Raw genomic sequence first — 18,412 nt, 5'->3', positions numbered from 1 at the left:
GTCGCGCCGCGTCGATGACGGAGGTCGTCCCGGTGACGGAGGTCTCGTGAAATCCGCTGGTGATCGCCGCCGGTGGGGTGTTTACTTCCTTGGTCCGATCACGCGACACCCGGCCTCGATGCCGGCGGATACAGATCAGCCAGGAGACTCCGCATGACCGATCAGAGCACCGAGAAGGGCGCGCAGGGGTCCCCGAACACCCCCGGGCAGGGTGGTGTCGACACCGGTCAGGGGCTGGACGCGGCCGTCCTCAAGATCGCCGCCGTCATCGTCATCGGCGCCATCATGTCGATCCTCGACGTGACCGTCGTGAGCGTGGCGCTGCCGACCTTCGCCTTCGAGTTCCAGACGTCCTACGCCAACGTCGCCTGGACCATGACCGGCTACACCCTCGCTCTCGCGACCGTCATCCCGCTGACCGGCTGGGCCGCGGACCGGTTCGGTACCAAACGCCTCTACATCCTTGCGCTGATCCTGTTCGTCGCCGGATCCATGCTGTGCAGCGTCGCGTGGGACATCACGTCGCTGATCGTGTTCCGCGTCCTGCAGGGCTTCGGCGGCGGCATGCTCATGCCGCTCGGCATGACGATCCTGACCCGCGCCGCCGGTCCCGAGCGCATCGGTCGTGTCATGGCCGTCCTGGGCGTACCGATGCTGCTCGGTCCGATCGCGGGCCCGATCCTCGGCGGGTGGCTCATCGACGCGGCGAGCTGGCACTGGATCTTCCTGATCAACGTGCCCATCGGCGCCGTGGCGCTGGTGGCCGCGTGGGTCATCCTCCCGAAGGACGCACCCGAGCCCTCGCAGTCCTTCGACTTCGTCGGCATGCTGCTGCTGTCGCCGGGCCTCGCGCTCTTCCTGTTCGGCGTCTCCTCGATCCCCGAGACCGGAACGGTGATGTCGGCTCGCGTACTGGTCTCCGCCGTCGTGGGGCTCGTCCTGGTCGCGGCGTTCGTGCGCCACGCCCTGCGGACCGAGCACCCGCTGATCGACCTGCGGCTGTTCGCCAACCGTCACCTGTCCGTCGCGGTGATCGCGATGAGCCTGTTCGCCATCGCGTTCTTCGGCGCGGGCCTGATCTTCCCGAGCTACTTCCTGCAGGTCCGCGGGGAGACCACGCTCATGGCCGGCCTGCTGCTCGCCCCGCAGGGACTCGGGGCGATGGTGTCGATGCCCATTGCCGGACAGCTCGCCGACAAGATCGGGCCGGGCAAGATCGTGATCACCGGCATGGTGTTCGTGACGCTGGGCATGGCCGTCTTCACGCAGGTGGGATCCTCGACCTCGTACGTCGTCCTGCTCGGCGCCCTGTTCGTCATGGGGTTGGGACTCGGCGCGACGATGATGCCGATCATGACCGCCGCGCTCCAGACGTTGGACGACGCGTCCGTCGCCCGCGGTTCGTCGCTGATGAACATCATCCAGCAGTCGGCCGGGTCGATCGGTACGGCCGTGATCTCGGTGGTGCTCACCAACCAGCTGCTCGACCGGGCGGCTGCGGGACCCGCCATCGCGGCACAGCGTGACCCGGCGATCGCCGAGCAGATCGGGCCGAATGCCGTGCAGGCCGGACTGGCGCAGGCAGCCGACGCGTTCGGCGGCACCTTCCTGGTGGCCACGATCATCGTCGCGTTCACCTTCGTGCCCGCACTTCTGTTGCCGCGCAAGAAGTTTCAGCGTGCAGACCAGGGTGACGCCGTCGCGCGCGGTGCGATGCTGCACTGAGCTCGGCCTCCGTTCCACCCCGTTCGGCCCGGTGCGGCATCACGCCACGCCGGGCCGAACGTCGCTCGACACACCGAGTGATGCCAAGATCGTGCTGTGACGACGATCCTGGCAGTGGCCAACCAGAAGGGTGGCGTCGCCAAGACGACCACCGTGGCATCGCTGGGAGCGGCGCTCGTCGCTCTGGGCCGACGAGTACTCGTGGTGGACCTCGACCCGCAGGGAAGTCTGACCTTCTCGCTGGGGCACAACCCCGACAAGCTGGAGACCTCGATCCACGAGGTCCTCACCGCCGGGGTTCCCGTGGGCGACGCCGTGCTCGGCACGGACGAGGGTGTGGACCTGCTCCCGGCGACCATCGACCTGGCCGGCGCCGAGGCGCTGTTGCTCATGCGTCCGGGCCGCGAGTACACCCTCAAACGCGCCCTCGCGCCCCTCCTCGAGAACTACGACGTCATCGTGCTGGACTGCCCGCCCTCACTGGGCGTGCTCACCCTGAACGGGCTGACGGCCGCGACGAGCGTGCTGATCCCGCTGCAGTGCGAGACGCTCGCTCACCGCGGTGTGGGTCAGCTGCTGCGCACCGTCAGTGAGGTCCAGCAGATCACCAACCCCGATCTGACACTCCTGGGCGCCCTCGCGACCCTGTACGACGCCCGCACCACGCACAGCCGTGACGTCCTCGCGGACGTGTCCGGTCGGTACGACATCCCGGTGCTCGCGCCGCCGATCCCGCGCACCGTGCGGTTCGCGGAAGCGTCGGCGTCCGGCACCTCGGTGATCGCGGGACGCAAGAACAAGGGCGCTCAGGCGTACCGCGACCTTGCCGACAACCTGGCCGCGCATTGGACCGACGGCGCACCCCTGGCCACGTACGACGCCGACGCCTGAGGCTCAGCCCAGGGCGACGGTCTCGGCACCGCGGCGCTCGAACACGCTGGTGCCGAGGACGGACAGTGCGACCGGTCCGGTGTACTCGCCGCGGTCCACCGCGATCGTGCGGGAGGCGACGCCGTTCTCCGGATCCACCACCGCGATACCGCCGGGAACCGGGACGAGGAGCTGACCGGCCATCACAGCACCCGCGCCGAGGGTTCCGGCGAGAACCCAGCGCTGTGACAGATCGGACTGCGTGAAGCCGACGGTGTCGGCGCCCGTCCACCAGGAGACGACGGAACCGGTACGCACGATGTCGGATGCGAGGGCGTCGGCGGACGGTGTGGTGACGTCGGCGGTCACGGCCTGCGCGGAGACGAAGTTGGCGGACCCGTCGAAGAGTGCCACCCGGGCGACCTCGCTCCCGGCCGGGGGGAGGTAGACCGCGAGGCGATCCCCGACCACCGCGAGGACGCGTGCTGCCGCTGCGTCCGCGGGGACGTCGGCCAGGATGGTCGAGCCGTACACGTCGGGCACCGTGTTGTCCTTCGGTGCGGGGTTCATCGACGTCAGGCGCAGGCCTTCCTCACCGGGACACCGTTCCAGCACGGCGAGGCGGGTGCTCGCGGACGCGCTCGACACGAGGTCGCATCCGGTGCGGGGTTGGCTGCGCGGGTTGACCGGGGCGTCGACACGCCCGTACTCGAGGGTGCGCACGAGGTCGGAGCGCCAGAGCTCGAGGCGCGTGGCGCCGAGTTCGGTCACGTACGTGCCGTCGAACGACAACCGGACCGGGTCGTCGGCGTCGTTGGTGCGCTGGTCCTCGCGCGCTCCGGTGGACCCGTCGAGCTCGGTGACCTGGCCGCATCCCCGGCCGTCCCGGAACACCGCCACCGCCGCGTCCCACGCCCCCACGACCGAGCAGAGGGCCCGGTCACGCGTGTAGGACCAGGACGGCGAGCCGGTGGCGGGATCGAGTCCGGTCACCGCGTCGTCGGTGGAGACGACGACGGCTCCGCCGACGGTGGTCGGTGCCCCGGTTCCGGTGTCGTCGGCGCGCCAGATCTCCGAGAACGACTCGGGCACCGACAATGCCGACGCCGGGGCGGTGAGAGGCACGTCGGCGACCACGGACGTGGTGCCGCGAGCGTCGCTGCGGAACCAGATCACCGAGGCGCCCACCAGGACGACCACGACGATCACCACAGCGGCGATCACGTCGACGCGGGTGCGCCGTTCGGGAGCGAGCACGTCAGGTACGTGACGGTCAGTCGGACGTACCGGCGGACGACGAGGCCTCCGCCGACGCGCCGTTCTCACCGGCGTGCGCCGCGGACCCGGCGGACGACCGGCGTCGACGGCGACGACGGGGCTTGTCCGACGTGGATCCGTCACCGGACGCCTCGGCGGGACCTGTCGTGGCCGAACTGTCCGCGGTGGCGGCAGCGTCGGCGTGGCCCCCGCCGCGAGTGCGGCGACGTGACCGGCTCCGGCGCGACGTGGTGGTGGCCTCGCCGTCCGACGCCTGGTCGGAGTTCTCGCTCCGGCTCGAGCGGGTGTCCGTCTTCTCGGCGGCGGGAGTCTCGGCGCGCCGCTTCGCGATGCTGCCCGTGGTGCCGTGCGGGATGTTCAGTTCCGCGTACAGGTGCTCGGAGCTGGAGTACGTCTCCACCGGGTCGGGGATGTCGAGGCCCAGGGCCTTGTCGATCAGCTGCCAGCGGGGGATGTCGTCCCAGTCGACCAGCGTGACGGCGATACCGGTGCGGCCCGCACGACCCGTACGTCCGATGCGGTGGACGTACGTCTTCTCGTCCTCGGGGCACTGATAGTTGATGACGTGGGTGACGTCGTCGATGTCGATACCGCGCGCCGCGACGTCGGTGGCGACGAGCACGTCGATCTTGCCGGAGCGGAACGCCGCGAGCGACTTCTCGCGGGCGACCTGCCCGAGATCACCGTGGACGGCGCCGACGGAGAATCCGCGCTCGGCCAGATCGTCGGCGACCTTCTGGGCAGTGCGTTTGGTGCGCGTGAAGATCATCGTGGCGCCGCGGCCCTCGGCCTGCAGCACCCGCGCGACCATCTCCGCCTTGTCCAGTGCGTGTGCCCGGTAGACGTGCTGGGCAGTGCGCTCGTGGATCGCGGAGGACTCGGCCTCCTCGGCGCGGATGTGCGTCGGCCGAGTGAGGAACGTGCGGGCGAGCGTGATGATCGGCCCGGGCATGGTCGCCGAGAACAGCATGGTCTGACGCTTCTCCGGCACCATGCTCATGAGGCGCTCGATGTCGGGGAGGAAGCCCAGGTCCAGCATCTCGTCGGCCTCGTCGAGCACCAGGACGCCGACCTTGCCCAGGACGAGGTGGCCCTGTTTGGCCAGGTCGAGAAGTCGTCCGGGGGTGCCGACGACGACGTCGACGCCGGTCCGCAGGGTCTCGATCTGAGCCTCGTAGGGCCGTCCGCCGTAGATCGACATGACCTTCACGCGACCGTTGGCCGAGTGCAGGTGCTTCGACGCGTTCTCCAGGTCGGAGGTGACCTGGACGCACAGCTCGCGCGTGGGAACGATGATCAGCGCACGCGGGGTGCCGTCCAGGACCGTGGTGCCCGAGCCGTCGGCCGGACCGGTGGCGAGACGGTGCAGCAGCGGGACGCCGAAGCCGAACGTCTTGCCCATGCCGGTGCGGGCCTGGCCGATGAGGTCGTCGCCCGCGAGTGCCAGGGGAAGCGTGAGTTCCTGGATCGCGAACGTGCGCTCGATGCCGATGTCGGTCAACCCACGGACGATCTCGGGGTGAACGCCCAGCTCGGCGAAGGTCGGGGGAGTGTGGGTGGTGTCCAGGGTGGCCGAGACGGTGGTCTCCGCCACGTCGTCGGTCTCGTGGTCCACAGTGATCTTGCTCAGTGTTTCGGCCTTTCTCGTCTCTCGCCTCGCACGCACGACGAGGGCCAGGCCGCTCCGCGGCCGGTGTCGAAACCCTCGATTCGTCGACAGGCGCGATCGGGGTCGGCCGCAGATGCGGCGACACGATCGGCGGCAGACACGAATCAGGTGCGCGCACAATGTCGTGAGCACGGCTCCCGGTGCTCGCCGCGATCACCTCCGACAGAGGTGACCACGGTGCGTCGGGCCGGCGTGCGGACCGTCTCGGTCCCTGCTGCCGGCACCGGTGGAGCGTGCTCGCGACGTATTCTACCTGGTCGGCACCCGACGCCGCGGTTCCGCTCGCGCGAGCCGTGTCGACGGTAGTCTCGGCAGCCATGCGAACAGATTCGGATCCACAGCACGGCGGGTCCACTCCGAACGTCCCGTCCGGGTCCGACGAGGGCCTTGCGACCGGGGGAACCGTGCCGGGTGATCACCCCGGAATCATCAGTCTCCTGGGCGTTCTCGCGTACGGCGAGATCTCGGCGTTCTACCGGTTGGTCGACGACGCTCGGATGGCCCCGACGCTCGGCGACCGCATCGCCATGGCGAGCATGGCGGCCGCCGAGATGAACCACTTCGAGGTGCTCGAGGCGGCCCTCGCGGAGCGCGGGCGCGACGTCCTGTCGGTCACCGAGCCTTTCGCCGCCGCTCTCGACGCCTACCATGCCTCGACGCTGCCCTCGACGTGGATGGAGGTGCTCGTCAAGACCTACGTCGCAGACGGCCTCGCCGCCGATTTCTACCGCGAGATCGCGCACAGCCTCCCGGACGACATCGCCGCCACCGTGCGCGAGGTGCTCGCCGAGACGGGCCACTCGGAGTTCGTCGTCACCGAGGTGGTGGCGCGTGTCGCGGCGAGTGCCGCGGACAAGGACCGGTTGATGCTCTGGGGACGCCGCCTGCTCGGGGAGGCCATCACCCAGGCGCAGTTCGTCCTGGCGCAGCGCGAGGAGCTGACCGAACTGGTCATGACGGCGTCGGGCGATTTCAACGGCATCGTGGCGCTGTTCGACCGCATGCAGGTCCGGCATTCCGAGCGGATGGCGATTCTCGGCCTCGTCTGACTCGTGTCGGTGTTCGCTGTGGGCGTGTGCGTCACGCACTCACCGGCGGCCGGTGCTGCTCTAACCTGAAGTGGACAGCAGGTTCGCGACAACGTTTCGGAGGTCGGCCGTGGAGGTCAAGATCGGAATTTCGGACAGCCCACGGGAATTGGTCATCAACAGCGCGCAGACGCCCGACGAGGTGGAGACCCTGGTCTCGAAGGCCTTCGGCGGCGAGGGTGTGCTGTCGTTGGTGGACGAGAAGGGCCGCAAGTTCCTGGTGCCCGCGGGCAAGCTCGCGTACGTGGAGATCGGTCCGTCCGACAGTCGTCGGGTCGGTTTCGCGTCGTCCGGCACCGCCTGACCGACGCGCCCACCGCGCACGAGGAACGGCCCCGCACCTGCTGGTGCGGGGCCGTCGTGGTTCGTGGGACCGGGGTGCGTCGCCTACTGGGACTGCAGGGGGACGTGCGAGAGACCACCCCAGGCGAGGGTGACGGTGGTGTCCACCGCTTCCTCCTTGGTGATGGGACGATCCGCCTCGAGCCAGTAGCGGGCGGTGAACTGGCTCGCGCCCACGAGGCCGACGGCGAGGATGCGGGCACGGTGCGGGTCGAGTCCGGAGTCGTGGCTGACGAGGTCGAACACGGCGTCGACGCAGGCCTCGGTGGCCTGATCGACGCGGCTCTGCACCTGAGGATCGCCCATGAGGTCCGACTCGAACACCAGGCGGAATCCTTGGCTGTCGTTGTCGACGAAGTCGTAGAACGCGAGCACGGCGGCCCGGACGCGCTTGTGGTTGTCCGTCGTCGACCGCAGCGCCTGGCGCAGACCCGAGATGAGGCTGTCGACGTAGTTCTGCAGCACCGCGACGTAGAGGTCGAGCTTGCCGGGGAAGTGCTGGTACAGAACAGGTTTGCTGACGCCCGCGCATTCCGCGATCTCGTCCATCCCCGCGGCGTGGTACCCGCGGGCGACGAAGATCTCCCCGGCAGCGGCGAGGAGTTGGGCGCGGCGTGCATCACGGGGCAGTCGAGCACTGCGCCGGCCACTCCCGGTCCCGCCCACGGAGGAGCTTCGGTCGGCGACGTCTGTCATGTGTTTCGTGTGTCCCATCCGCCGCGACACCGGTGGACGAGGATCACTCAGACATCGGAACTACGCGGCATGAAAGTTCTTCCGGATCGTGACGACGATACCCCGGCGCGCCGACCGAAGGCCGCAGACGCGTGTGAGAACCTGGATCGGTGAGTGACCGACGGCAACCGCAGAGAGAGCCTGCGACGCGTGACGACCGTGCGCGACGCTCGCATCAGCCTCTGCGCGCCCAGTGGGATCCCACCGCGGTCGATCCCGGACGCACACGCGCCGCACGGCCGGAGCGCAGCGCCCGGAAGCAGAGCCGGCTGGGGCGGTTCACGTCGACCTACGGTTGGCGCGCCTACGCGATCCCGATCCTCGCGGTCGTGACGGTACTCGTTGTCGTCGACGCGATACGCGATCCCGGAACCGCGTCCACGACGGACTCGGCACCCGGATTCCCCGCGCTGAGCAACACGACCGACGACACCGGCATCATCGGTGTCCCGCCGCAGGCCGACGGGAACTTCGCCGAGACGGTGTCCAGCGGTCAGCTGCCCGACGGCGGTCAGTTCGCGGTGCAGGGCGCAGGCACGTGGCGCGTGGTGCCGGGAGTCACCGACCAGGTGGGCCAGGGCACCGAACGCACGTTCACCTACACCGTCGAGATCGAGGACGGTGTGGACACGACGGGCTTCGGAGGCGACGAGTCGTTCGGTCGCCTCGTCGACCAGACTCTCGCCAATCCCAAGAGCTGGACGAACGATCAGCGTTTCGCGTTCCGCCGCGTCGACACCGGTGATCCGGACTTCCGGGTCTCGCTGACGTCGCAGATGACCATCCGCGACGCGTGTGGGTACGACATCCAGCTCGAGGTGTCCTGCTACAACCCCGGTATCGGCAGGGTGGTGCTCAACGAGCCGCGCTGGGTGCGCGGCGCCGTGGCGTTCCAGGGCGACATCGGGTCGTATCGGCAGTACCAGATCAACCACGAGGTGGGCCACGCGATCGGGTACCAGGCGCACCAGCCCTGCGAGACCGACGGTGGCCTGGCCCCGATCATGATGCAGCAGACCTTCGGCACGGCGAACGACGACATCGCGGTACTCGATCCTGCGGGCGTGGTGCCGATGGACGGCAAGACCTGTCGCTTCAACCCCTGGCCGTACCCCAGGGCCTGACCGGGGAGGTACGAGGAGCATGACGATCGTCGACCCGGTGGTGGAACCGGGCCCGGAGCTGAGCCGCGAGCAGGTCGCTCGGTACAGCAGACACCTGCTGCTACCCGACGTCGGAGTGCTGGGCCAGCGGCGTCTGCGCAACGCGAGAATCCTGGTGATCGGTGCCGGCGGCTTGGGTTCGCCCGTGCTGCTGTATCTCGCCTCGGCGGGCGTGGGCACCCTCGGCATCGTCGAGTTCGACGACGTGGACGCGTCCAACCTGCAGCGACAGATCATCCACGGCGAGGCCGACATCGGTCGGCCGAAGTCGGTCAGCGCCCGCGAGTCGATCCGGGCTGTGGACTCCACTATCGAGGTCCGGCTGCACCAGGTCCGGCTCGAGCCCCGCAACGCGGTGAACCTCTTCCGCCAGTACGACCTGGTGGTGGACGGCACCGACAACTTCGCGACGCGGTACCTCGTCAACGACGCGGCCGCCGTCGCCGGCATCCCGTACGTGTGGGGATCCATCTATCGCTTCGACGGGCAGGTGTCCGTGTTCTGGGACGCCGCACCCGGCGGTCTCGGCGTCGACTACCGGGACCTCTACCCGGATCCGCCCGCGCCGGGCACTGTGCCGTCGTGTTCGGAGGCCGGCGTGCTGGGCGTGCTCTGCGGGGTCGTGGGCTCGATCATGGCGACCGAGGCCGTCAAGCTGGTGACGGGCATGGGCGACACGCTGCTCGGGCGTCTTCTGGTCTACGACGCGCGCACCATGACCTTCCGCACGGTCACCCTGCGCCGGGACCCCGGTCGCGTGCGGGTGTCCGAGGTGGAGGAGGACTACGAGGTGTCCTGCGGTGTGGCCTCGCCCCTGCCGTCGGTGGACTCGGCGGACGGCGACCTCGATCCGGCGGCCGTGCGCGCGCTGCTGGACGGCGGTGCCCCGGTGGCACTGATCGACGTGCGGGATCCGGTCGAGTGGGACATCGTGCACCTCGACGGCGCAACGCTGATGCCTCTGCCGACGGTGGTGGCCGGTGACGCGGTCGCGTCGCTGCCGACGGACCGGCCGGTGGTGCTCTACTGCAAGACGGGTGTCCGCTCGGCCGAGGCACTCGCGGTCCTGCGGTCCGCCGGCATGGCCGACGTCCACCACCTGCGCGGCGGACTCGAGGCGTGGGCGCGCGACGTCGACCCCACCGTCCCGACGTACTGACACCGGGTTCGGTCACGCGTGCCGGGACACGCGCTCACCGGGGTCTGCGGACTCGCACCGTGGCGGCGGTACGGTGGCCGTCATGACATCGGCGGAACCTCCCCAGCACGTCATCGGCACGTTCGGGCTCCGAGACGTCGCGCCGGTGGCTCTGGGAGCGGACTGGGACGGCGGTTGGCGTCTCGGTGACGTCGTCCTGTCCCCGGTGGCCGATCACGCCCGCGGTGCCTGGTCGGCGAAGGTGCGCGAAACCCTTGCGGTGGAGGGGGTTCGGCTCGCGCGGCCGGTGCGGTCGACCGACGGCCGCTACGTCGTGTCCGGATGGCGCGCGGACACGTACATCGAGGGGGTTCCCGAACCCCGCCACGACGAGGTCGTCTCGCTGGCGACCCGGCTGCACGTCGCGACGTCGCAGCTCGAGAAACCGCGGTTCCTGACCCAGACGCCGGTCGCGCCGTGGAGTGACGTGGACGTGTTCGTCGCCGCTGATCGTGCTGCGTGGGAACAGGTTCCGTTCCGCTCCGCCCGTGCCGGGGGAGCGGTGGAGCCGACGTCGCCGGACGGTGTGCGCAGTGTCGAGGTGATCGGTCAGCTGGCCACCCTGCGTCGGCCGGTGCGCGAGCCCGACCAGTTGGTGCACGGAGATCTGTTCGGCACGGTGCTGTTCGACGGCGTGCAGGCTCCCGGTATCACCGACATCACCCCGTACTGGCGCCCCGCGTCGTGGGCCGCGGCCGTGGTGGTCGTCGACGCGCTCTCCTGGGGCGGCGCGGACGACGGGCTCATCGGCCGCTGGGAGGATCTCCCCGAGTGGCCGCAGATGTTGTTGCGGGCGGTGATGTTCCGCCTCGCGGTGCACGCTCTGCATCCGCGCTCGACCGCCGAGGCGTTTCCCGGTCTGGCCCGTACCGCCGATCTGGTGCGCCTGATCCTCTAGTCGGTCGGCAGTGCGCCGGTGTCCCGATCGTCGGCACCGTCCGCGGCGAGCTCGGTGAAGAAGCAGCGTGCGGCGGTGGCCGCCGCGTCGGCGTCCCCGGACACGACCGCTCGAACCAGGGCCGCGTGCTCCTCGTGGAACGCACGGTCGGAATCGGCGTCGTGGTCGAGGATGGTCTCCTCGATACTGGGGAGCAGGAAGTCGTAGACCTCCAGGTAGATGCTGTTGTGGCTGGCCGCGACGATGGCACGGTGCAGGGACACGTCGAGATGCAGGGCCCGGGTGCGGTCGACGTCCCACAGTGCGGTCCGATGTGCCAGGGTGTCCTCGAGCATCCGGACGTCCTCGTCGGTCCGCCGCTCGGCGGCCAGTGTGGCCGCGGTGATGTCGAGCGCCCGCCGCAGCTCCAGGACGTCGCGTCGCCGCGCGGACGAGAAGTACTTGCCGAGGGCCGACGGCATCTCCGACGACGCGAGCACGTAGGTGCCCGATCCCTGGCGCCGCTCGAGCATGCCCGCGTGCACCAGCGCCTGGACGGCCTCGCGAACGGTGTTGCGTCCCGTGCCGGTCAGCTCGGTCAACTCCGGTTCTGTGGGTATCCGCGTACCGACGGCCCACGTCCCGGACTCGATCTCGCCTCGTAACTGGTCGGTGACCTGCCCGATGAGGCTCTGTCGGCGTACGGGTTGCACGTCAGTGTCTTTCTCTCGTGTGGTGTCGGTCTCGGCCAGTCTAGTAGTCCTTTGCCAGACAGGTCGGATCATCCTATGATTCGTCCCATGACTGCGACCGCCACCACTGCCGAGCCCGGGTCACGCTCGACACTGCAGGGACGGCTGTTGGTGTTCGCGGCACTCATCCTGTCCGCGTTCACACTTCGGGCAGCGGTCACCTCGGTGTCGCCGCTGTTCCCCCGGATCGGCGACGACCTCGGGTTCGGCGCCGGCGCCATCGGGCTCCTCGGGATGCTCCCGACCGCGATGTTCGCGCTGTTCGGCGTGCTCACCCCGGTCATCGCGACTCGTCTCGGACTCGAGCGGACGGCACTCGCCGCGGCGGCTCTGACCGGTGTCGGCATCTTCGCGCGGGCGTTCGCCCCCGGGCTCGGGTCGCTGGCGCTGCTCTCGGCGGTCGCCCTGGCCGGTATGGGTATCGGCAACGTGGTCATCCCGCCGCTGGTCAAGCGCTACTTCTCCGACCGGCTCGCCATGATGAGCACCGTCTACATCTGCCTCCTGCAGCTGGGCACGATCGTCCCGTCGCTCACGGCGGTCCCCGTCGCCGACGCGGTCGGGTGGCGCTGGTCGCTCGCGATGTGGGGTGTGGCCGCCGTCGCCGCCGTGGTGCCGTGGACCGCCATCGTGCTGACGCGACGCACTCGCCCCGCCGCCCCCGCGGTGCGCGGTGCGGAGGCTCCGGCGCAGGACGCCGCCGTGGAGGCCGAGCTCGACGGGCCGCTCACCGAGCCGTCGGCCCAGCCGGTGGCGCCGCCCGTCCCGGTCTGGCGCACCTCGCTCGGCTGGGGGATGGCCGGCATGTTCGCGATGACGTCCATGGTCACGTACTCGATGCTGACGTGGCTGCCCTCCCTCCTGGTCGAGGCCGGCATCAGCGAGGGTGCCGCCGGTGCCTCGCTCGGGGTGTTCGCCGCGGTCGGTCTCGCAGGTTCCCTGCTCGCGCCGTCCTTCACCAGTCGGATGGTCGACCCCTATCCCATCGTCATCGGCTGCGCGGTCTGCTATCTCGCAGGCTTCGCGGGCCTGCTGTGGGCGCCCGCGACGGGCACGGTGCTGTGGCTGGTGTTGGTCGGTGCAGGTCCGACGACGTTCCCGATGTCGCTCACGCTCATCAATCTGCGCACGCGCACGGCCGTCGGCTCGGCATCCCTGTCCGGCTTCACGCAGGGAGTCGGGTACACGATCGCCTGCGCCGGCCCCATTCTCTTCGGTGTGCTGCACGAGAACACCGGGGGCTGGGAGTGGTCGTTCGCGTTCCTCACGTGCGGCATCGCCGTGCTGCTGGTCGCCGCCAAGGCCGCCTGCCGTCCGCGCGTCCTCGAGGACGGGCCCGTCCGCCAGGCTCAGTCGCGACCCTGACCCTCACGAAGCAGACCCTCACCAACCCGGAAACACGGACGTGAGGTCAAGTTCACGCACGGGTCACAGCGTGCAGCGCCCTCGCAACATGGTTTTCCTATCTTTGGGCTTCCCCAGAGATCAGGAGGCCACTCGTGACCAGCTTGTCGGATACCGGCGCTGCCACGGCGCCCACCGGTGCCCCCGGTGCAGTCGCTCGTAAGCACCACATCACGAACTGGGACGCGGAGGACGTCGAGGCTTGGGAGGCCGGCGGCAAGCACGTCGCCCGCCGCAACCTGATCTGGTCCGTCGTCGCGGAGCACGTCGGCTTCTCCATCTGGTCCATCTGGTCCGTGATGGTGCTCTTCATGCCGATGGCGCAGTACGGCATCGACCCGGCCGGGAAGTTCTTCCTGGTGGCCGTGCCGACATTGGTCGGCGCCATCCTGCGAATCCCGTACACGTTCGCCACCGCGAAGTTCGGCGGCCGTAACTGGACGATCTTCAGCGCCCTCGTGCTGCTGATCCCGACCGTGCTGACGCTGTACTTCATGATGAATCCCGCCTCGTACACGACGTATCTCGTCGTGGCCGCGTTCGCGGGACTGGGCGGCGGCAACTTCGCCTCCTCGATGACCAACATCAACGCCTTCTATCCCCAGCGTGAGAAGGGGTGGGCTCTCGGACTGAATGCAGGCGGCGGCAACATCGGTGTCCCCGTCATCCAACTCATCGGGCTCCTCGTCATCGCGACGGTGGGCAACACCGCACCCGAGATCGTGTGCGCCGTCTACCTCGTCCTGATCGCGGTCGCCGCCGTCGGCGCGGCCCTGTACATGGACAACCTGGACAACCAGAAGACCAACGGCCGCTCCATGATCGACGTGCTGCGCTTCTCCGACTCGTGGTGGATCGCGTTCCTCTACATCGGCACGTTCGGGTCGTTCATCGGCTACAGCTTCGCGTTCGGGCAGATCCTGCAGATCAACTTCCTCGCCGGTCTGGCCGACGGGGGTGCGGTCACCCCGGCCATGCAGGCACAGGCCTCCCTGCACGCCGCTCAGATCGCGTTCATCGGCCCGCTCCTCGGTTCCCTGTCCCGACCGATCGGCGGCAAGTTCGCCGACCGCGTCGGCGGCGGCCGCATCACGATGTACACCTTCGTCGCGATGATCTTCTCCGCCGGCATCCTGGTCGCGACGTCGATGACGGACGACGCCACGGCAGGAGCGGCGACCGGATCGATGATGGTGTTCTACGTCGTCGGCTTCATCCTGCTGTTCGTGCTCTCGGGGCTCGGTAACGGGTCCGTCTACAAGATGATTCCGGCGATCTTCGCGTCGAAGTCGACGTTGCTGGTGGGGATGTCGGCCACCGAGCAGGCCGCGTGGTCCCGCCGGATGTCCGGTGCGCTCATCGGTATCGCCGGTGCGATCGGCGCGCTCGGTGGAGTGGGCATCAACCTGGTCCTGCGCGCGTCGTACTCGGGCGCGGAGAAGTCGGCGACGTCCGCCTTCTGGGTCTTCCTCGTCTTCTACGTCCTCTGCGCCGCGGCCACGTGGGCCGTGTACCTCCGCCGATCCGGCGCGCGTACCGCGAACGAGCAGGACGTGGTCACCGTATGACCGTCGCTGCATCCGTGCCGGAGACCCTTCGGCCACCGGCCACCCGAGCAGGAACGGCGACGCACTGCCCGTACTGCGGGCTGCAGTGCGCGATGACCGTCACCGGCACGGATGCAGCGAGCGCCGGGATCGAGGCCCGCCAGTTCCCGACCAACAAGGGTGGTCTCTGCCAGAAGGGGTGGACCGCCGCCGAGGTGCTGCGAGTGCCCGGCAGGCTCACCGCACCACTGGTGCGTGTCGACGGGGAACTCGTCCCGACGACCTGGGACGCCGCACTCGACGCGGTGGCCACGACGCTTCGACGCGTCCGGGCCGAGCACGGCGCCGACGCGGTCGGGATCTTCGGGGCGGGCGGGCTGACCAACGAGAAGTCCTACATGCTCGGCAAGTTCGCCCGTGTCGCGCTGGGCACGTCGAACATCGACTACAACGGGCGGTTCTGCATGTCGTCGGCCGCGGCCGCCGGCAACAAGTCGTTCGGAATCGACCGAGGACTGCCGTTCCCGTTGGCGGACATCGGTTCCGCGCGGGCCGTGCTGGTGCTGGGCGGCAACGTCGCGGAGACGATGCCCCCCTTCGTGCAGCATCTCCGGACCGCCGCCGACGCGGGCGGGCTCATCGTCGCCGACCCACGGCGCACCGCGACGGTGGACCGGGCGGTGTCCGCCGGCGGAGTGCACCTGCAACTGTCGCCGGGCACCGACCTGGCCCTCGCACTGGGCCTGGTGCACCTGGCAGTGGTCGAGGGGTACGCCGATCGCGACTACATCGACTCACGCACCGAGGGTTTCGACGAGTTCTGGACGGCGGCGGCGCAGTGGTGGCCGGAGCGGACCGAGCGCGTCACCGGCGTTCCCGTCGCTCGCCTGCGGGAGACGGTGCGGTTGCTGGCGCAGTCACGGGACGCGGGTACGGGCGCCTACGTGCTCACCGCCCGTGGAGCCGAACAGCACGCGTCCGGAACCGACACGGTCTCGGCCGTCATCGGACTCTCTCTCGTGCTGGGGCTGTGCGGACGACACGGAACCGGATACGGCTGCATCACCGGCCAGGGCAACGGACAGGGCGGACGCGAGCACGGGCAGAAGGCGGACCAGCTTCCCGGATACCGCAAGATCACCGATCCCGCAGCGCGTGAACACATCTCCGCCCTCTGGGGTATCGAGGAGTCCGCACTCCCGGGTGCGGGACTGAGCGCCTATGAACTGCTCGACGCCCTCGGCACCCCCGGTGGTCCCCGCGCGCTCATGGTGCACGGCTCGAACATCGCCGTCTCGGCCCCGCGGGCCGGTCACGTCGTCGATCGGCTCGCCTCACTCGAGATGCTCGTCGTCACCGATTTCGTGCTCTCCGAGACTGCCGCGATGGCCGACGTGGTGCTGCCGACGCTGCAGTGGGCCGAGGAGGAGGGCACCATGACCTCCCTCGAGGGCCGCATCCTGCGCCGGCGCAGGGCCGTGGACGCTCCCGAGGGCGCGCGCGGGGAGCTCGACATCCTCGCCGATCTCGCCGTTCGCCTGGGCCAGCCCGCCGACCGCTTCCCCCGCGACGCACGGACGGTGTTCGAGGAGTTGCGCCGAGCGTCCCGCGGTGGCATCGCCGACTACTCGGGCGTGACCTACGAGCGTCTCGACGCCGGGGAGGCGCTGCACTGGCCGGTACCGTCGGAGACGCACGGCGGCACACCGAGACTGTTCCTGGATCGTTTCGAGACACCCACCGGGCGAGCGCGTTTCGTCACGGTCGACCAGGTCGGGCCCGCAGAACCCACCGACGCCGACTTTCCTCTCCTCGCGACGACGGGGCGGGTGCTCACGCATTACCAGTCCGGTGCGCAGACCCGGCGCGTGCCGTCCCTGTCGGAGGCGGCAGGCCCGATGTTCGTCCAGGTCCACCCGGACACCGCCGGTCGCGCGGGGCTCGAGGACGGCGACGACGCGGACGTCGTCTCGCGCCGCGGAACGGTCGTCGCCCGCGTGCGGTGCGACGCGTCGATGCGGCTCGACACGGTGTTCCTGCCGTTCCACTTCGCCGATGCGGCGCGCGCCAACCTCGTGACCAACCCGGCACTCGATCCCACCAGCCGGATGCCCGAGTTCAAGGTCTGCGCGGTGCGCATCGCCGCGCACCTGGTCGGCGCGACGGACGGGGAGACGGCATGAGTGCACCTCATCGCGTCGTCGTGGTCGGGAACGGCCTCGCCGGTGCCCGGTTGCAGGAGGAGATCCACCGACGCGACGCGGATGCGGCCCGCGTCCAGGTGGTCGTCTACGGCGACGAGAATCACGCCGCGTACAACCGCATCCTGCTCTCCAACGTGGTCGCCGGGCACCTGACCCCGAGGGACACTCGAATCAAGCCCGAGAACTGGTGCGAGCGCAACGGTCTGGAGACGCACATCGGGGTCGCGGTCACGTCGATCGATCGAGAGCGGCGCACGATCACGCGCTCGGACGGGTCCACGGACACCTACGACACACTCGTCCTCGCCACCGGCTCGCGGTCCTTCCTGCCGCCCGCGCCCGGCATGACCGACGCGGACGGTCACCTCGCGGACGGTGTGGTGGCGTTCCGCACTCTCACCGACTGCGACGCCATCACCGCAGCAACGGGACCCGGTTCACGCGTCGTCGTGATCGGCGCCGGGCTTCTCGGCATCGAAGCCGCACGCGGCGCCCTCATGCGCGGATCGGACGTCACCATCGTCCACCCCCGCGCGTATCCGATGGAGAAGCAGATGGACGCCGGTGGCGGCGCCGTGCTGACCCGAGTGTTGCGAGAGCTGGGGATGGACGTGGCGCTGGGCGCTCGGGCCGAGGCTCTGCGTACCGCGCCCGACGGCACGCGCGAACTCGTGTTGTCCGACGGCAGCGCGTTGCCCGCCGACCTGGTCGTCGTCGCGGCCGGGATCCGTCCGAACATCGACCTCGCCGTCGCGGCCGGGCTCGACGTCGACCGCGCTGTCGTCGTCGACGACGACCTGCGCACCTCCGACCCGCACATCCGCGCGATCGGCGAGTGCGCCCAGCACCGCGGTGAGGTCTACGGCCTGGTCCAGCCCGCCTGGGAGATGGCCGGGGTGGTCGCGGACCAGCTGTGCGGCAGCGCGTCCCGCGCCGAGTACCACGGCACCGCGCAGATCACCCGCCTCAAGGCGCACGACGTCGACCTCGCCTCGATGGGCGAGATCGACGTCGACCCGAACGACACCGAGTCCGAGGTCCTGGTCATGAGCGACCCCACCCGCGGCCGGTACGCGAAGGTCGTCGTCCGCAAGGACCGCCTGGTCGGCGCGGTGATGCTCGGCAACCCGGAAGTCGTCGGAACGCTCAGCCAATACTTCGACGGCGGATCGCTGGTCCCCGTCGACCGTATGACCCTGCTGCTCGGGCACCTCGTCGGTGGCCCCACCGAGAGCGCCAACCCGTCGACCATGCCCGACGCAGCCGTGATCTGCCGCTGTAACACCGTCACCAAGAAGCACTTGGTCAGCGCGTGGCGCGGCGGTGCCCACACCCCCGAGGCCATGGCCGAGAAGACCCGCGCCACCACCGGTTGCGGTAGCTGCGTGGGCGTCGTCGACGGCCTTTGCGACTGGCTGCACCGAGCGGATCCCGTCCCCGACAACGACCGGCCTCCGGCCTTCCCGGTCCCCGACAACGGCCGGCCTCCGGCCTTCCCGGTCACAGACGGCCGGCCTCCGGCCTTCCCGGTCACCGCATGACCGACCCGAGTCACACCAC

15 protein-coding genes are annotated in these 18,412 nt (G+C 69.7%); 11 read left to right on the top strand and 4 right to left on the bottom strand.

Annotated elements, in window-relative coordinates:
- Window positions 1–153 precede the first annotated feature (153 nt).
- Together BR07_RS0119440 and BR07_RS0119435 are read left to right on the top strand one after the other, a co-directional pair.
- A complete protein-coding gene (locus BR07_RS0119440) occupies window positions 154–1,725 on the top strand; it encodes a DHA2 family efflux MFS transporter permease subunit (RefSeq protein WP_081821425.1) in 1,572 nt (523 codons plus the stop codon).
- Between the two features lie 96 nt (window positions 1,726–1,821).
- Window positions 1,822–2,616 (top strand): ParA family protein, encoded by a 795-nt coding sequence (locus tag BR07_RS0119435; protein ID WP_027506847.1) that lies wholly within the window; start codon window positions 1,822–1,824, stop codon window positions 2,614–2,616.
- 3 nt (window positions 2,617–2,619) lie between these two features.
- On the opposite strand, the gene BR07_RS0119430 is transcribed toward BR07_RS0119435, so the two are convergent.
- Window positions 2,620–3,852: an Rv3212 family protein gene (locus tag BR07_RS0119430; protein WP_027506846.1), complete on the bottom strand. Its 1,233-nt coding sequence runs from the start codon at window positions 3,850–3,852 to the stop codon at window positions 2,620–2,622.
- 16 nt (window positions 3,853–3,868) lie between these two features.
- The gene (locus tag BR07_RS25570) at window positions 3,869–5,539 is read right to left on the bottom strand and encodes a DEAD/DEAH box helicase (RefSeq protein WP_037186721.1); all 1,671 of its coding nucleotides are present in this window, start codon (window positions 5,537–5,539) and stop codon (window positions 3,869–3,871) included.
- Between the two features lie 320 nt (window positions 5,540–5,859).
- Between BR07_RS25570 and BR07_RS0119420 the strand changes: the two genes are divergently transcribed.
- Together BR07_RS0119420 and BR07_RS0119415 are read left to right on the top strand one after the other, a co-directional pair.
- Window positions 5,860–6,591, top strand: coding sequence for a ferritin-like fold-containing protein (locus BR07_RS0119420; RefSeq protein WP_051613614.1), 732 nt, complete (start codon window positions 5,860–5,862; stop codon window positions 6,589–6,591).
- A gap of 109 nt (window positions 6,592–6,700) precedes the next feature.
- Window positions 6,701–6,934, top strand: coding sequence for a DUF3107 domain-containing protein (locus BR07_RS0119415; protein ID WP_027506844.1), 234 nt, complete (start codon window positions 6,701–6,703; stop codon window positions 6,932–6,934).
- Window positions 6,935–7,017: 83 nt separating this feature from the next.
- Here the strand turns inward: BR07_RS0119415 and BR07_RS0119410 are convergent, their stop codons facing one another.
- A complete protein-coding gene (locus BR07_RS0119410) occupies window positions 7,018–7,668 on the bottom strand; it encodes a TetR/AcrR family transcriptional regulator (RefSeq protein WP_027506843.1) in 651 nt (216 codons plus the stop codon).
- A 149-nt stretch (window positions 7,669–7,817) separates the two neighbouring features.
- Here BR07_RS0119410 and BR07_RS25565 point away from each other — a divergent pair, with 149 nt between their 5' ends.
- From BR07_RS25565 to BR07_RS0119395, 3 genes are all read left to right on the top strand, one after another.
- The gene (locus tag BR07_RS25565; protein ID WP_051613603.1) at window positions 7,818–8,831 is read left to right on the top strand and encodes a DUF3152 domain-containing protein; all 1,014 of its coding nucleotides are present in this window, start codon (window positions 7,818–7,820) and stop codon (window positions 8,829–8,831) included.
- 19 nt (window positions 8,832–8,850) lie between these two features.
- Window positions 8,851–10,029, top strand: a complete 1,179-nt coding sequence (moeB, locus tag BR07_RS0119400) for a molybdopterin-synthase adenylyltransferase MoeB (protein ID WP_027506842.1) — start codon at window positions 8,851–8,853, stop codon at window positions 10,027–10,029.
- An 82-nt stretch (window positions 10,030–10,111) separates the two neighbouring features.
- Window positions 10,112–10,966 (top strand): TIGR02569 family protein, encoded by an 855-nt coding sequence (locus BR07_RS0119395; RefSeq protein ID WP_027506841.1) that lies wholly within the window; start codon window positions 10,112–10,114, stop codon window positions 10,964–10,966.
- On the opposite strand, the gene BR07_RS25560 is transcribed toward BR07_RS0119395, so the two are convergent.
- Window positions 10,963–11,658 carry a FadR/GntR family transcriptional regulator gene (locus BR07_RS25560; protein ID WP_037186716.1) on the bottom strand — a complete coding sequence of 232 codons (696 nt, stop codon included), beginning with the start codon at window positions 11,656–11,658 and terminating at the stop codon, window positions 10,963–10,965. The genes BR07_RS0119395 and BR07_RS25560 overlap by 4 nt on opposite strands.
- An 87-nt stretch (window positions 11,659–11,745) precedes the next feature.
- Here BR07_RS25560 and BR07_RS0119385 point away from each other — a divergent pair, with 87 nt between their 5' ends.
- The 4 genes from BR07_RS0119385 to BR07_RS25550 all read left to right on the top strand — a co-directional run bounded on the left by BR07_RS0119385 (window position 11,746) and on the right by BR07_RS25550 (window position 18,393).
- Window positions 11,746–13,062 (top strand): MFS transporter, encoded by a 1,317-nt coding sequence (locus BR07_RS0119385; protein ID WP_027506840.1) that lies wholly within the window; start codon window positions 11,746–11,748, stop codon window positions 13,060–13,062.
- 134 nt (window positions 13,063–13,196) lie between these two features.
- Window positions 13,197–14,669 (top strand): MFS transporter, encoded by a 1,473-nt coding sequence (locus tag BR07_RS0119380; protein WP_027506839.1) that lies wholly within the window; start codon window positions 13,197–13,199, stop codon window positions 14,667–14,669.
- Window positions 14,666–16,831 (top strand): molybdopterin oxidoreductase family protein, encoded by a 2,166-nt coding sequence (locus tag BR07_RS25555; protein WP_051613602.1) that lies wholly within the window; start codon window positions 14,666–14,668, stop codon window positions 16,829–16,831. The genes BR07_RS0119380 and BR07_RS25555 overlap by 4 nt, the downstream gene beginning before the upstream one ends.
- Window positions 16,828–18,393 (top strand): FAD-dependent oxidoreductase, encoded by a 1,566-nt coding sequence (locus tag BR07_RS25550; RefSeq protein WP_081821424.1) that lies wholly within the window; start codon window positions 16,828–16,830, stop codon window positions 18,391–18,393. Before BR07_RS25555 ends, BR07_RS25550 begins: the two co-directional genes overlap by 4 nt.
- The last annotated feature ends 19 nt before the right edge of the window (window positions 18,394–18,412 follow it).

Source organism: Rhodococcus sp. UNC23MFCrub1.1 (assembly GCF_000686025.1).
Lineage (GTDB): Bacteria > Actinomycetota > Actinomycetes > Mycobacteriales > Mycobacteriaceae > Rhodococcoides.
Note: the sequence above shows the minus strand (reverse complement) of the source record. Positions and strands in the feature narration are given on the sequence as shown.

What these genes read in the sequence shown, in the direction of transcription:
- BR07_RS0119440 (WP_081821425.1), top strand. Translation starts at nt 154, where the DNA reads ATGACCGATCAGAGCACCGAGAAGGGCGCGCAGGGGTCCCCGAACACC.
- BR07_RS0119420 (WP_051613614.1), top strand. Translation starts at nt 5,860, where the DNA reads ATGCGAACAGATTCGGATCCACAGCACGGCGGGTCCACTCCGAACGTC.
- BR07_RS0119410 (WP_027506843.1), bottom strand. Translation starts at nt 7,668, where the DNA reads ATGACAGACGTCGCCGACCGAAGCTCCTCCGTGGGCGGGACCGGGAGT.
- moeB (WP_027506842.1), top strand. Translation starts at nt 8,851, where the DNA reads ATGACGATCGTCGACCCGGTGGTGGAACCGGGCCCGGAGCTGAGCCGC.
- BR07_RS0119395 (WP_027506841.1), top strand. Translation starts at nt 10,112, where the DNA reads ATGACATCGGCGGAACCTCCCCAGCACGTCATCGGCACGTTCGGGCTC.
- BR07_RS0119385 (WP_027506840.1), top strand. Translation starts at nt 11,746, where the DNA reads ATGACTGCGACCGCCACCACTGCCGAGCCCGGGTCACGCTCGACACTG.
- BR07_RS25555 (WP_051613602.1), top strand. Translation starts at nt 14,666, where the DNA reads ATGACCGTCGCTGCATCCGTGCCGGAGACCCTTCGGCCACCGGCCACC.
- BR07_RS25550 (WP_081821424.1), top strand. Translation starts at nt 16,828, where the DNA reads ATGAGTGCACCTCATCGCGTCGTCGTGGTCGGGAACGGCCTCGCCGGT.